Source organism: Streptosporangium sp. NBC_01755, from assembly GCF_035917995.1.
Taxonomy (GTDB): Bacteria; Actinomycetota; Actinomycetes; order Streptosporangiales; family Streptosporangiaceae; genus Streptosporangium.
This window is the reverse complement of the sequence record NZ_CP109131.1, coordinates 5,262,464-5,276,796: the sequence shown is the minus strand read 5'-3', so window position 1 is coordinate 5,276,796 and position 14,333 is coordinate 5,262,464. Positions and strand designations below refer to the sequence as shown.

The following is a 14,333-nucleotide window of genomic DNA, read 5'->3' as shown; positions in this document are numbered from 1 at the left end:
TTTCAGCCGACGACCTCCATTCTGCTGGGAATTACCGGCTAAAAGCGACCTCCCAGAGGGCGCTCACCGGCATGGCGCGCATGCGGTCGCCGAACGGGAGCGTCTGTGCGCCCGTGTAGAGGACGATTCCCACCGCGAAATCGTCGCCGAGCCGATTCGCGAGGTGCCGCAGTCCCTTGAAGTCGTCCGGTCGCACCGTCGACGACGCCTTCACCTCTATCCCGACCACGCGCCCCTGGCGATTCTCCAGGACGACGTCGACCTCCACCTTGTCCTTGGTCCGGTAGTGGAACAGCTCCACGCGTTCGTCGGACCATGTGAGCTGGCGAGCCAACTCCATGAGGACGAAGCCCTCCAGGAGCGGGCCGAAGGCGCCCTCGGGACGCACCAGACTCCTGGAATCCGCCCCCAGGAGGTTCGCCGCGATCCCAGAATCGACGAATGCCATCTTGGGCGTTCCGGTCGAACGGCTGCCGAGGTTGCGTGACCAGGCGGGGATCCGCTTGATCAGAAAGACCTCTTCCAGCAGGCCAAGGTAACGCTGGACCGTGCTCGCGGAAAGCCCGATCCCGTTGCTCAAGGACCCGGGAACCAGTAACTGGCCCGACCTGGCGGCCAGTAGCCGGATCAGAGCCCGCATCTCCGAGGTCCGCTCGATCTCCGCCAGCTGACTCACGTCACGCGCGATGAGATCCGCGACGTACGAGTCGAGGAATCGCTCCCGTCTGCGGATGTTGGGACGTGAGACCGCCTCGGGAAACCCACCCCGGACCAGCCGTTCTGCGTACTCGGCACGGCTGACCCCGGAAGTATGGTGAAGATTTTCAGGCTCGGCGAAGATGGCGTCCACGAATCCGTCGGCCGTGCCGTCGATCTCGCCCTGCGAGAAGGGCCACAGCTCGATGGTCTCCATCCGGCCAGGCAACGCGTCGGGAAGCCCCCGGAGCCCAAGCACGCGTGCCGATCCGGTCAGCAGATATCGGCCCGGCCTCGGATCGGTGTCCACCTGTTCCTTGATGGCGAGCAGCAGCTCGGGGGCTCGCTGGATCTCGTCGATGACCATGAGTTCGGGGAATTCCACGAAACCAGCGGGATCGATGAGCGCGGTCTGGTGACAGGATAGCCGCTGGGTTGCTGACAGAATGGTCGCTACTTTGATAGCAGATTGGTCGCCGACTTGCTGACAGGCTGGTCGCCGGTGACGCGGCAGGATCGCCGTCGATGGAGTGGTGCGGTAGTCGCCGCTTTGTGGGATGCCGGTCGATGTGGGGGTGGTCGCGACGAGGGGAACGGGTGGGAATCCGGACGAGCCATGCCGGGCCGGTTGGCGATGCGGAAGGAGTGTGGGGCGGCCGGGGAGCGCCGCCCGGCCAGGAGGGGCCGGGCGGCGGTCGGCGCCTCAGCGGGCGCAGCCGTAAGGAAAAGGGGAGGTTACTCGGCGGCGGCGAGTTGGCCGCAGGCGCCGTCGATCTCGCGGCCGCGGGTGTCACGGACCGTCACCGGCACGCCGTGGAACTCCAGGCGCCGGACGAAGGCCCGCTCGTCCGCCGGCCGGGAGGCGGTCCACTTGGAACCCGGGGTCGGATTGAGCGGGATCAGGTTGACGTGCACGAGCTTGTTCTTGATCAGCTTGCCGAGCAGGTCGGCCCGCCACTCCTGATCGTTGATGTCCTTGATCAGCGCGTACTCGATGGAGACGCGGCGCTTGGTTCTGGCCGCGTAGTCCCAGGCCGCGTCGAGCACCTCGGCGACCTTCCACCGGGTGTTGATCGGCACCAGGGTATCGCGGAGCTCGTCGTCGGGAGCGTGCAGCGAGAGCGCCAGCGTCACCGGAAGCCCCTCCCCGGCGAGCTTGCCGATCGCCGGGACCAGACCGACCGTGGAGACGGTGATGCCCCGGGCGGAGATACCCAGGCCGTCTGGAGCGGGCTCGACCATACGGCGGACGGCGCCGACCACGGCCTTGTAGTTGGCCAGCGGCTCGCCCATGCCCATGAAGACCACGTTGCCGACCCGCCCGGGGCCGCCGGGAACCTCGCCGGCCGCCAGCGCCCGCGCCCCGGCGACGACCTGCTCGACGATCTCGGCGGTGGTCATGTTGCGGGTCAGGCCCGCCTGGCCGGTGGCACAGAACGGGCAGTTCATGCCACAGCCCGCCTGCGAGGACACGCACATGGTCGTGCGGTCGGTGTAGCGCATGAGGACCGACTCGACCAGCGCGCCGTCGAAGAGCCGCCACAGCGTCTTACGGGTGGTGCCGGCGTCGGTGGTCATCTCCCGGACGGAGGTCAGCAGGCTGGGGAAGAGCGCGGCGGCGAACTTCTCCCTGGCCGCGGCCGGAAGGTCGGTCATCAGCGCGGGATCGCCGTTGAGCTTCTCGAAGTAGTGCCGGGACAGCTGGTCCGCGCGGAACGGCTTCTCGCCCAGCTCGGCGACCGCCGCCCGGCGCTCGGCCATGGTCAGGTCGGCCAGGTGGCGGGCGGGCTTGGCCCGGCGCGGCGCCACGAAGGTGAGCTGGCCGGGTACGGGAGTCCCGGACGGGCTGGCAGTCGACACGTCCAATGCCTTCTCTCGACGGTTACGCGAATACTCGAAGCGGTGCCCGACCGTAATCTAGAGTCCGGAGGTATGGCGACAAACCGCCCCACGGGAGAACAGGGAGACGGCGTCGAGGTCGTACTCACCGACGTCAATCCCTACGGGAGCCGCACCCTGGTGGTCGAACGCGACGAGACTTCCTCGGTAGCTTACCTGTGCGGGTCGCGAGGAAAGGTGCACGGAGCCGTCTGGCTGGCCAATCATGGCCCCGCCCCTGAGAGACTCGACCCGGACCGGCTGAACTCCGCACTGCCGCCGATCTCCCCCCGGGCGAACACCCGGCACCCTGACGGCAGAGGCCCCCTGGGCACGCTGCGGGCGCTGTGGTTCGAAGAGGGCGACGGCGTCGCCCTGTACGAGAACGACGAGCTGCTGGCGGTCATTCCCGGGTGGGCGGACATGAGCAGGGGAATGCCCGGCTACTCTCGTGACGCGTTGGGCGAGTCCCCGTTCGCCTGGTCACTGCGGGAGGCCCACGACACACTGGCCGCACGGATCGCCAAGGCCCGCGCCTACTGGGAGTGGCGCGGCGGCGACGGCGCCTGGGCATCGTTCCAGCAGTTCGTGATGGGCCACCTGGACCGCAGGGTCGGCACCGCGGGCCGGTTCTGGGACGCCGGAGGCGAGCGGATGCCCACGGTGGGCATCACCGAACGACCACCGGAGCGGGGCAGGGAGCACACGATCCTTTCCACCGTCGGGATGAGCTGCCAGCGGATGCCCACCGTCGAGCAGTACATCGACCGGCCCGACGCCTACGCCCGGGTGGAGCTCGCCGTCGCCTCATCCGGCGACGCCCGCGACGCGGCCCGGCTGTTCCTGTGGCTGGGACAGTACCCGTGGCACTCGGTCACCTGGCTGGGCCACGGCCACACCGCCAGGTGGTACCACCGGCCGGAGACCTTCCCGCTCGGCTCCGCCTACGGCGGGGTCATGATGCTGACCGGGATGCCCGGGCTGCCCGACCTGTCAGGCTTCTCCTTCGGCGGGGACTCCGTCCAGTGGCTCTGGCTCATCCCGATCACCCCGGACGAGCTACACCTGGCCTCGGCCGAGGGCTACCGGGCGGTGCTTCCGCGCCTGTCGGCCACCCGGCTCACCGAGGCGGGATGAGCCTCTTCACACCAGCAGGGTGAGTAGCACCCAGACCGGAATCAGCGTGACGACGAGGGAGTCGAGGCGGTCCATCATGCCGCCGTGGCCGGGGAGCACACTGCTCATGTCCTTGACGCCGAGGTCGCGCTTGATCACCGACTCGACCAGGTCACCGAGCGTGGCGAAGACCACCACGACCGCGCCGAGGAGAACACCCTTCCAGATGTCGTCCTTCAGCAGCCACGCCACCAGCCAGCCGCCCACGGCCATGCAGGCCAGCGCCGACCCGGCGAAGCCCTCCCAGGTCTTCTTCGGGCTGATCGTCGGGGACATCTTGTGCTTACCGAGGGATATTCCGGCGAAATATCCACCGATGTCACTCGCAACCGTGGTGGCGATGAAGACGACCACCAGGTCCGCACCCTTGATCGGGTGAGCGAGAAGCAGCGCCACGAACCCGGCGAGCAAGGAGGGGTAGACGACGACCAGGATGGTCGCGGTGATGTCACGGACGTAGTTCTCGGTGCCCAGAAGCATCCGCCAGACCATCAGCACGAGCACGGTCATCGCGAAGACGCCGACCAGCCAGGCGGCCCCGCCCCAGTAGGCGCCGGTCAGCATGGCGGCCGTGCCGACCAGAACCGGGATCAACGGAATCCTGATGTCCCTGGTCTCGAACGACCGGACCAGCTCCGTCACTCCGACACCCACCGCCGCGATCACCACGACAAGGAAGAGCTCCTTTACGTAGTAGAGGGAGGCGATGACCGACACCGCCAGGGCGAGACCTACCGCCACCGCAGCAGGAAGATTCCGGCCGGTACGGCTACTGCCCGCCGCAGGTTCCACAGGGGGTCCTACTTTCATACATACACAAAATCCTTGTCCCGCACGGAGTGCCCGCGCGGGACAAGGATCATGGCTCAAACCTCAAGCAGCTCGGATTCCTTGTGCTTGAGCAGCTCGTCAATCTTGGCGACATGCTTCTGGGTGAGGTCGTCGAGCTCCTTCTCCGCCCGGCGCACCTCGTCCTCACCGGCCTCGCCATCCTTAATCATCTTGTCCAGGGTCTCCTTGGCATTACGACGAATGTTACGGATGGAGACCTTGGACTGCTCCGCCTTGTTCCTGGCGACCTTGATGTACTCCTTGCGGCGTTCCTCCGACAACTCGGGGAAGGCCACCCGGATCACCGCCCCGTCGTTACCAGGGTTCACACCGAGGTCCGAGTTGCGGATCGCCTTCTCGATCGCGGCCATCGAGCTCTTGTCGAAAGGCTGGATGATGACCATGCGCGCCTCGGGCACGTGGAACGAGGCAAGCTGCTGAATGGGGGTGGGCGTCCCGTAGTACTCAGCGCTGATCTTGTTGAACATCGACGGGGTGACCCGACCTGTGCGGATGCCGGCGAAGTCTTCCTTCGCCACCGACACGGCCTTGTCCATCTTTTCCTCGGCTTCGAGGAGAGTTTCGTCGATCACAGCGGCTCCCTGTCTTCTCGGTCACTCACCATCCTCGCTCACTTCGCGGGACGCTCCTACCTCGCGTACCACTCCGCTCGCTACGTCGGGCTCGCTCCCTGTCTTCTGGTCGCTCTCCGCTCCTCGCTCACTTCGCGGGACGCTCCTACCTCGCGTACCACTCCGCTCGCTACGTCGGGCTCGCTCCCTAATGTGCCGGACTTACCAGCGTGCCGATCTTCTCACCGCGCACGGCCCGCAGGATGTTGCCCTCCCCCATGAGGTCGAAGACCACGATGGGAAGGTTGTTGTCCATGCACAGACTGATGGCGGTGGCGTCCATGACCCCCAGCCCCCGGGTCAGCACCTCACCATATTCGAGGTGGTCGAACCGGACGGCATCGGGACTCTTTCGCGGGTCGGCGTCGTAGACGCCGTCCACCTGGGTGCCCTTGAGCAGAGCCTCGGCGCCGATCTCCAGCGCTCGCTGCGCGGCGCAGGTGTCGGTGGAGAAGAACGGCGAGCCGAGCCCCGCCCCGAAGATGACCACGCGGCCCTTCTCCAAGTGGCGGATAGCGCGGCGGGGCAGGAACGGTTCGGCGACCTGCTGCATGGTGATGGCCGTCTGGACGCGGGTGTCGATACCCCGCTTCTCCAGGAAGTCCTGGAGGGCCAGGCAGTTGATGACCGTGCCGAGCATGCCCATGTAGTCGGCCCTCGCCCGGTCCATCCCGCGCTCGGAGAGGGCGGCACCCCGGAACATGTTGCCGCCGCCCACGACGACCGAGACCTGGACGCCACCTCGGACGGCCTCGGCGATCGAGTCCGCGAGGTGACCCACGACGGCCGGGTCGATGCCCAGCGGCTCGCCGCCGGCGAACGCCTCACCGGACAGCTTCAACATCACCCGCTTCCAGCGAAGCGGATCCGAGTACGAAGAAACCGCCGACGTGGCGGGTCCTGGATTCTCCTGCACGGCGGCGGCCTCCTCGTTTGGTGCTCTACGTGAAGAGCGGGTGTCTGGAATTAGGCCTGGCCGACCTTGAAGCGGACGAAGGCCTGGACCTTGACACCATTCTCGTCCGCGAACTTCGCGACGGACTTCTTGTTGTCCTTGACGAAGGACTGCTCAAGAAGGGTGAAGTCCTTGTACCAGCCGTTGACGCGACCATCGACGATCTTGCCGATGGCGGCCTCGGGCTTGCCCTCCTCGCGGGTCATCTCCTCGAAGAGCGCGCGCTCCTTCTCGATGACGTCGGCCGGGACCTCGGCGGGGCTGAGGTACTTCGGCGCCATCGCGGCGGCGTGCTGCGCGATGTCCTTGGCGACGTCGGCGTTCGGGGTGTCGAGCTGCACGAGCACGCCGACCGCAGGGGGAAGCTGGGGGTCGGTCTTGTGCATGTAGGAGCCGATGAAACCGCCCTCGAGCACGGCGAACCTGCGGATCTCGATCTTCTCGCCGAGCGCGGCGTTGGCCTCGTCGAGGTGCGTCTTGACGCTCTTGCCGTCGAGCTCGGAGTCGAGCAGCGAGGGCACGTCGGTCGGCCTGGAAGCCAGGATGTGCTTGACCACCTGGGCCGCGAGCTCCTGGAAACGCTCACCCTTGGCGACGAAGTCGGTCTCGCAGTTGAGCTCCAGCAGCGCGGCCGCGGAGTCGCCGTCCTGCTCCAGGGCGACCAGGCCGTTGGAGGCGGTACGAGCCTCACGCTTGCCGACGTCCTTGGCGCCCTTGAGGCGGAGGAGCTCGACCGCGCGGTCAAAGTCGCCCTCGGACTCCTCAAGAGCCTTCTTGCAGTCCATCATGCCGGCGGCGGTCAGCTCACGAAGCCGCTTGACGTCGGCCATGTTCACGGAAGCCATTGTCTTTTCCTCGTGGGAATCGTCGTGGATCGGGTGGGTGCCCCCAACTGAGCGACACCCACCCGGAAGGGTCTTGCGGGTCGTACGGCGGACCGTACGAGAAAGGACCTAGTCCTGCTTCTCAGCGCTCTCGGTCTCGACCTCGGCCTCGACCTCGGCGGGAGCCTCAGCAGCCGCGGCCTCGGCAGGGGCCTCCACGACCTCGACCTCGGCCTCGGCGGCCGGGGCGCTCTCGGCCTCAGCAGCGGGGGCGCTCTCGGCACTGCCGGCCAGCAGCTCCTGCTCCCACTCGGCCAGCGGCTCGGCGCCACCGGCGACGGCCGGCTTGTCGTCGCCACGGCCCGCACCGGCGCGGGCCATGAGGCCGGCGGCGACGGCGTCGGCGACGACGCGGGTCAGCAGGCCGACGGCGCGGATGGCGTCGTCGTTACCCGGGATCGGGTAGTCGACCTCGTCGGGGTCGCAGTTGGTGTCAAGGATGGCCACGACCGGGATGTGAAGCTTGCGAGCCTCGCTGATCCCGATGTGCTCCTTCTTGGTGTCGACGACCCACACGGCGCTGGGAATCCGGGACATGTCCCGGATGCCGCCGAGGGTGCGCTCAAGCTTCTCCTTCTCGCGGCGGCGCATGAGGAGCTCCTTCTTCGTGAGCCCCGAGGCGGCCACGTTGTCGAAGTCGAGCTCCTCCAGCTCCTTCAGGCGCTGGAGCCTCTTGTGCACGGTGGAGAAGTTGGTGAGCATGCCACCCAGCCAGCGCTGGTTGACGTACGGCATGCCGACGCGGGCGGCCTGCTCGGCGATGGCCTCCTGGGCCTGCTTCTTCGTGCCGATGAACATGATCGTGCCGCCGTGCGCGACGGTCTCCTTGACGAAGTCATAGGCCCTGTCGATGAAGGCCAGCGACTTCTGAAGGTCGATGATGTAGATGCCGTTGCGCTCGGTGAAGATGAAGCGCTTCATCTTCGGGTTCCAGCGACGGGTCTGGTGGCCGAAGTGCACGCCGCTTTCGAGCAGCTGTCGCATGGTGACGACGGGGGTGGACATTAATTGTCCTCCAGATCGGAGCGCCTATCTCTGGGCGCTGTTCTCGGTTGGCCGCGACAACCTGCGGCTGTCGCCCTGATGCCCCGAACCGGATCCAGCCGGGCTCTCACCCGGACCGAGGGATCTCGCTTCTTGACGGGGCATGCGAAGTCGGCCCATGACTCATGGGCCATCAAAAATTGTACCCGCAACCGAGCCTCTCCCTGACCTCCGGGCGTCAAGCACCCCCTACCCGTCACTGGGCAGGCCGTGTGGCCGGCGCCGGGCCCGAGGAAAGAGATTGACCTGCGCCTCGGCGATCCGAGCCCCTGACGGAGCGTCCGCCCGGGCCCTGACGGTGGTCTTGTAGGGGGCGAGCAACTCGTCGATCCGCTCGTTCAGCCACTTCAGCTCATCGGCGTCGACCAGCAGAACGGCACGATGAAACACCGCCGCCTCGCGCCACTCCCGGGACTCCCGCTCCATGTTCTCCAGGGCCCGTCTCACCTCGTCCGCCGCCTGGTCCCGCAGGGCCTTGATCAGGAACTCCTTGGCGCTGCGCACGTCCGGGCCGTCGTCCGGATCGGGGGTGACGCTCAGGCCCACGGAGCTGGAGCGCCACAGCCGTTCCCTGCCGTCGCCGCGCGCGGGCGCGTCCTCGACGAAGCCGTACTTGGCGAGCATGCGCAGGTGGTAGCTGGCCGCGCTCGGCGTGACCCCGACGACCTCGGCGACCTCGGTCGCGGTGCAGGGCCCCTCGGCATGGAGTCGGTTCAGGATCGCGAGCCGCGCGGGGTGGGCCAGCGCGCGCATCGCCGTGGGGTCGGTGAGGGACCTGTGCTTCCGTACCTCGGTCATGTGCAGACCGTACCCATTCCAAATATGAAGTATTGCCTTCATAACCATGAAGGGTTACCTTCACAGTTATGAAGTGTTCCCTTCACACCTTCCGGAAAGCGACATGACCTCCGCGCTCCAGCCGGTGCCGCTCAGGAGACAGCGCGACTACCGGCTCCTGCTCTCCGCCCGTGCCGTCACCGAGACCGGCGCCGAGGTCTCCCGGCTGGCGGTGCCGCTCACCGCCGCCGTCCTGCTCGGCGCCTCCCCCGCCCAGATGGGCGTGCTCACCGCCGCGACCTCGCTGCCCTACCTGCTGATCGGGCTCCAGGCGGGTGCCCTCGCCGACCGGCTGAGGCGGCACCGGCCGGTCATGGTCACCTGCGACCTGGTCTCGGCCGCCGCCATGGCCACCGTCCCGGCGGCCTGGATCACCGGGCTGCTGACCGTGCCGTGGCTGATCGCGGTGGCGTTCGTGGTCGGCACCTGCTCAGTGATCTTCAGGGCGGTCAACTTCCCGCACCTGGCCACCGTGGTCCACGAGAGCCAGCGGACCGAGGCGCTCGCGGGTTTCCAGTCGGCCTTCGCCGTGGCGAGCGTCGGTGGCCCCGGTCTCGCCGGGCTGCTCGTCCAGCTGATCACCGCGCCGTTCGCGCTCCTGGTCGACGCGGCGTCGTTCCTGCTCTCGGCGTTCCTGATCCGGCGGATTGGCGCACCGGAGACCCACACGCCTGCTCCCCCACGCGGCATGTGGACCGAGATCCGCGAGGGCCTGGGCATTGTGGCCCGGCACCCGGCGCTCCGCGCGCTCTGCGGAAGCGGGGTGACGATCAACTTCTTCGGCGGCGTGTACATGGCGCTGTTCGTGATCTACGCGCTCAACGTGCTCGACCTGCCCGGAGGCCTGGTCGGCGCGATCACCGCCTGCTTCGGCGTCGGCGGCCTGCTCGGCGCGGCCGTCGTGCCACGCCTGACCAGACGGTTCGGCGAGAACCGGGTGCTGGTCTACGCCGCCCTGCTCTTCCCCGTCGACTACACGGTCGCGGCGCTCGCCGGCGGCCCGGCGTGGCGCAGCCTCCTGTTCATGTCCGCCAGCGCGGTGACCTCCGGTGTGGCCGTAGTCGCCTTCGCCGTCTGTATGGGCGCCATCACCTTCCGCGAGACCCCCGCCGAGCTGCGCGGCCGGGTCAACGCCACGATGTCCTTCATGATCCAGGGCATCCTCACCCTCGGCGGCCTGGCCGGTGGCCTGCTCGGCGAGCTGCTGGGGCTCCGCCCGGTGCTGTGGATCTCCGCGGCCGGGGTGCTGACCACGATCGCGTGGATCGGCCTCTCCCCACTCCGCCACTCCGCCGACACTTCGACAGAACGATCCTCCGCACCTTGAACGCGATGTCCACCGCGCGTCCTCTCCACACGCGTCCCCTCCACATGTGTCCCCTCCACACGCGTCCTCTTCACACCACGAATGTGATGCCGTTCTGGTCGCAGGCCCAAGGTCCGGCGCGAGAGGCCGTTCCCAGACGGCGCGGCCGTCTCACCACCAGGCGGGCGGGTGCCCGCCGTTCCCCGGAGGTGGGCTCGGCCCCCACCTCGGCTGCCGGTTCGGCTGCCGGTTCGGCTGCCGGTTCGCGAACGCGTTCTTCGACCACGCGATTCCTGCACACCCTCGGCCGCCTATCCACAGAATCCCGTTCGGCCGGTATCCGTCTCACCACCGGCCCGCATGCTCACAGGCATGAAACCCTTCTACGCCATGGGACTGCGAGCCGTGCTGTGCTCGCTGATCCTGGCCGCTCCGGCAGCCGGCGCCCACCGCGCGACCGCCCCCGGGTCCCCCGGCGGAGAGACCGGCCGCACAGGTTCCTCCGGCGGAGAGACCGGCCACGCGGGTGCCCCCGGCGGGGCGGCTGCCCCCGGCGGGGCGGGGATGACCCGCCCGGGCCGGGCGCCCGCCCCCTCTCCGCTCTGGGGATGGCCGCTCACCGGGCGGCCACGGGTGCTCAGGGACTTCGCGCCACCGGCGCAGCCGTGGCTGGCCGGCCACAGGGGCGCCGACCTCGCCGCGTCACCCGGAGCCGAGGTGCGCGCCGCGGGAGCCGGAACGGTCGGTTACGCGGACCGGCTCGCGGATCGGGGAGTGGTGACCGTCCTCCACTCCGGTGGCCTGCGGACGACCTACCTGCCCGTTCAGCCCTCGGTGCGGCGCGGGCAGGCGGTGGCGACCGGCGAGGTGATCGGCGTCCTCCAGGACATCCCCGGGCACTGCCCCACCGCCTGCCTGCACTGGGGCCTGCTCCGCGACCGCGCCTACCTCGATCCCCTGCTCCTCCTCGGCCACGGCCAGGTCCGCCTGCTCCCCCTGTGGCCCGGTCAGAACTCCCCTCCGCGATCGCCCGCGACGGTGATCGCCAACGGATGACGATCACTAATGGGCGTGCCGACGCTCGTCCCGGGCCGGCCCGGCACCGAGGCGACCGCCTCCCCTGCGGGGGAACAGGCACACCCGGCCCGGCCCGGAAAAGGCTATCCGCCTGAAGGACGATCGGAGCGGAGGCGCCAGCCCCGGGAGACACGCTCGACATAGCCCGCGGCGGCCAGGCCGCCGAGGCAGGAGAGCACGGTCTCCAGGTCGACGCCGGCGGCGACGGCTATCGTCGCCGGGCCCACGCCGATCCGGGTGGGCATGGCCTCGACGACCTTCCTGGTCTCCGGGTCGAGCCGGTCACGGGGGAGCACCGGCCCGCGCGCCTCGGGGGCCAGGTCGGCGCCCATCGTTCCGGCAAGCTCGATCACCTCCTCGGCACCGGTGACGCAGACGGCCCTGCCCTGGCGGATCAGCCGATGGCACCCCGCCGAAGCCTCCGAGGTCACCGGGCCCGGCACCGCGGCCAGATGCCGGTTGAGCGCGATCGCGTGCCCGGCGGTGTTGAGCGCCCCGCTGCGCACCGCGGCCTCGACGACCACCGTGCTCCGTGACAGGGCCGCGATGAGGCGGTTTCTGATCAGGAACCTCGGCCGGGTCGGGTGCGCGCCCATGGGGCACTCGCTGACCAGCACCCCCTGCTCCCGAACGGCCGCGAACAACTGCTGGTGCGCGCTGGGATAGGCGACGTCGGCGCCGCAGGCGAGCACGACGACCGTCGGGGCCTCACAGGCGAGCGCACCGCGGTGGGCGGCACCGTCGATACCGTAGGCACCGCCGGAGACGACCCCCCATCCTCTCTCGCTCAGTCCCGCCCCGAGTTCCGCCGCCACATGCGCGCCGTATGGCGTGGCGGCGCGGGAACCGACGACCGCGACGGATCTGAGGCAGGAGAACCGCAGGTCGGCGTCACCGCGGAGCCAGAGCCCATGGGGCCGGGAGCCTCCCAGGTCATCCAGTTGGCTCGGCCACTCGGCGTCGCCGGGAATCACCAGCCTGGCCCCTATCCGCTCGCCCTCGGCCAGGTCGCGCTCGGGATCGGCCGTCCTCAGCCGGGCCGCCCAGGAGGCGACCGTCCGGTCGAACCTGGCCGCGAGCCGCCCGTCCCACGCGGCTCCCCTGCCGTCGCCCGCCCCTGACCCGACGTCGGGCGCGCCGGAACCTCCTCCACGTGGGTCCGAGTCCCCGCCGCATGGACCGGAGCCTCCAGCCGGGCGGCCGTGGGTATCGGCGAACCAGCGAGTGAAATCCGCGTCCGCGCCGCCCTCCCGGACCAGGGTGACGGCGGCCTGCGGTCCGCGCAGGGCGACGAGCGCGCCCAGCGCGGTGTCACCTGGTTCGGCCAGGCGCATCAGGGTGAGCCGAGCGAGCCTGTCGTTCAACGTTCTTCCCCCAGCCACAGCCCGAGGGCGGAGTTGGTCTCGTGGAGCTCCGGCCGGTCCTTGCCGGCGAGATCGGCCAGGGTCCAGGCCAATTTGAGGATCCGGTCGAGACCCCGGGCGCTCAGCAGGCCGCTGTCGAGATGCCGGAGCAGCGGCGACATCGCCGCGGGTGGCGGCCGGTATTCGGTGTGGAGGGCGCGGGCGGGCATCTCCGCGTTGCAGCGCCACGGCGTGTTCGCGAACCGCTTGGCGGCGCGCTCACGGGCGAGCAGCACCCGCTCCGCCACCACCCTGCTGGGCTCGATGAAACGGCGGTCGGCGAGGAGCTCACGCCGGGTCGACCGGAACAGGCCGACCTTGACGTCCACCCGGTCGAGCAGCGGGCCGGAGAGCCGGGCGAGGTAGCGGCGGCGGGCGGCGGGAGCGCACGCGCACGGGTCGTCGGGGGTGGAGGGCCGCGCACACGGGCACCTGTTGGCCGCCAGCACCAGGGCGAACCTGGCGGGAAAGGTCACCGCCCCCAGCGCCCTGGAGACCGTCACCCGGCCCGATTCGAGTGGCTGCCTGAGCGCGTCGAGGACCGTCGTCGAGAACTCTGGCGCCTCGTCGAGAAAGAGCACCCCTCGGTGGGCCAGTGAGACCGCACCCGGGCGGATCATCCCGCCGCCCCCACCGACGACGGACGCGACGGTCGCGGTGTGGTGTGGTGCCACGAACGGCGGGCGGACCAGCAGGGGGCGGTCCTTGGGCAGCACCCCGGCGACCGAGTGTATGGCGGTCACCTCCAGGGCCTGATCCCATTCCAGAGCCGGGAGCAGGGTCGGCAGCCGCTCGGCGAGCATGGTCTTGCCGGTGCCGGGAGGACCGAGCATCCACAGATTGTGACCACCGGCGGCGCAGACCTCCAGCGCACGGCGGGCAAGGGGTTGCCCGGCGACGTCTCCCAGGTCGGGAACGACCTCGGCACCATCCCCGGCACTGTCACCGAGATCGTTTCCGAGGCCGTCCCCGGTGCCGTGGACGACCTCGCCGGGGCGTCCCGGGGGAAGCGGGCGCGCACCCCGGTGGCCCAGCCCTCCCGCACCCTCCGGGACGCCTTCCGGCGACTCGTCGCTCCGCAGCCAGCTCACCAGCGCGCCCAGGGTGGTCGCGGGGATCACGGTCACGCCCGGCACGAGACCCGCCTCGGCGGCGTTGCGCGCGGGGACGACGACGGTGCGGGCACCTGCGGCGACGGCTGCCAGCACGGCGGGGAGAACGCCCCGCACCGGCCTCACCGAGCCGTCGAGACCCAGCTCACCCAGGAAGAACGGCTCGGCGACCCTGGCCGCGGGCACGAATCCGGCCGCCGCGAGCAGGGCCACGGCGATCGCGACGTCGAAGAGGCTTCCCCGCTTGGGGAGGCTGGCGGGAAACAGGCTGACGGTGATCCGGGTGTCGGGCCACGCGTATCGGCTGTTGACCAGGGCGGAGCGGACCCGGTCGCGGGCCTCGCTCAGCGCGGTGTCGAGCATGCCGATCAGGTGCAGACCCGCGACGCCGCTGCCGACGTCGGCCTCGACCTCGACGAGACGGCCGGTCACCCCGACCAGGGCGACGCAGCGCGTGCGTGCGACGGCCATTCACCCCACCCCCCAAGGGGAGCGAATGATC

At 69.5% G+C, this 14,333-nt stretch carries 13 protein-coding genes; 3 read left to right on the top strand and 10 right to left on the bottom strand.

The annotated features are described in order from the left end of the window. Positions 1-31 precede the first annotated feature (31 nt). Positions 32-1,081 (bottom strand): ATP-binding protein, encoded by a 1,050-nt coding sequence (locus OG884_RS25145; protein WP_326636818.1) that lies wholly within the window; start codon positions 1,079-1,081, stop codon positions 32-34. 350 nt (positions 1,082-1,431) lie between these two features. Next, a complete protein-coding gene (rlmN, locus tag OG884_RS25140) occupies positions 1,432-2,556 on the bottom strand; it encodes a 23S rRNA (adenine(2503)-C(2))-methyltransferase RlmN (protein WP_326636815.1) in 1,125 nt (374 codons plus the stop codon). Positions 2,557-2,628: 72 nt separating this feature from the next. On the opposite strand from rlmN, the gene OG884_RS25135 reads away from it, so the two are divergent. After that, entirely contained in the window at positions 2,629-3,711 is a 1,083-nt protein-coding gene (locus OG884_RS25135; RefSeq protein WP_326636813.1) for a suppressor of fused domain protein, read from the top strand. A 6-nt stretch (positions 3,712-3,717) separates the two neighbouring features. Here OG884_RS25135 and OG884_RS25130 read toward each other — a convergent pair whose 3' ends face one another. From OG884_RS25130 to OG884_RS25105, 6 genes are all read right to left on the bottom strand, one after another. Continuing rightward, the gene (locus OG884_RS25130; protein ID WP_326636812.1) at positions 3,718-4,491 is read right to left on the bottom strand and encodes a phosphatidate cytidylyltransferase; all 774 of its coding nucleotides are present in this window, start codon (positions 4,489-4,491) and stop codon (positions 3,718-3,720) included. A gap of 125 nt (positions 4,492-4,616) precedes the next feature. Continuing rightward, positions 4,617-5,174, bottom strand: a complete 558-nt coding sequence (gene frr, locus OG884_RS25125; RefSeq protein WP_326636811.1) for a ribosome recycling factor — start codon at positions 5,172-5,174, stop codon at positions 4,617-4,619. Positions 5,175-5,361: 187 nt separating this feature from the next. Continuing rightward, positions 5,362-6,057, bottom strand: coding sequence for a UMP kinase (pyrH, locus tag OG884_RS25120; protein ID WP_326636809.1), 696 nt, complete (start codon positions 6,055-6,057; stop codon positions 5,362-5,364). Between the two features lie 122 nt (positions 6,058-6,179). After that, positions 6,180-7,013, bottom strand: a complete 834-nt coding sequence (gene tsf / locus OG884_RS25115; RefSeq protein WP_326636806.1) for a translation elongation factor Ts — start codon at positions 7,011-7,013, stop codon at positions 6,180-6,182. Positions 7,014-7,121: 108 nt separating this feature from the next. Then, a complete protein-coding gene (gene rpsB, locus OG884_RS25110) occupies positions 7,122-8,057 on the bottom strand; it encodes a 30S ribosomal protein S2 (protein WP_326636804.1) in 936 nt (311 codons plus the stop codon). Positions 8,058-8,285: 228 nt separating this feature from the next. Next, positions 8,286-8,894 carry an ArsR/SmtB family transcription factor gene (locus OG884_RS25105; protein WP_326636802.1) on the bottom strand — a complete coding sequence of 203 codons (609 nt, stop codon included), beginning with the start codon at positions 8,892-8,894 and terminating at the stop codon, positions 8,286-8,288. 103 nt (positions 8,895-8,997) lie between these two features. On the opposite strand from OG884_RS25105, the gene OG884_RS25100 reads away from it, so the two are divergent. Further along, complete coding sequence (locus OG884_RS25100; protein WP_326636800.1) at positions 8,998-10,260, top strand: MFS transporter; 1,263 nt, start codon at positions 8,998-9,000, stop codon at positions 10,258-10,260. 351 nt (positions 10,261-10,611) lie between these two features. Further along, entirely contained in the window at positions 10,612-11,295 is a 684-nt protein-coding gene (locus tag OG884_RS25095; RefSeq protein WP_326636798.1) for a murein hydrolase activator EnvC family protein, read from the top strand. A 104-nt stretch (positions 11,296-11,399) separates the two neighbouring features. Here OG884_RS25095 and dprA read toward each other — a convergent pair whose 3' ends face one another. Both dprA and OG884_RS25085 read right to left on the bottom strand, forming a co-directional pair. Further along, positions 11,400-12,680, bottom strand: coding sequence for a DNA-processing protein DprA (dprA, locus tag OG884_RS25090; protein WP_326636796.1), 1,281 nt, complete (start codon positions 12,678-12,680; stop codon positions 11,400-11,402). Beyond that, entirely contained in the window at positions 12,677-14,302 is a 1,626-nt protein-coding gene (locus OG884_RS25085) for a YifB family Mg chelatase-like AAA ATPase (protein WP_326636794.1), read from the bottom strand. The genes dprA and OG884_RS25085 overlap by 4 nt, the downstream gene beginning before the upstream one ends. Between the last annotated feature and the right edge of the window lie 31 nt (positions 14,303-14,333).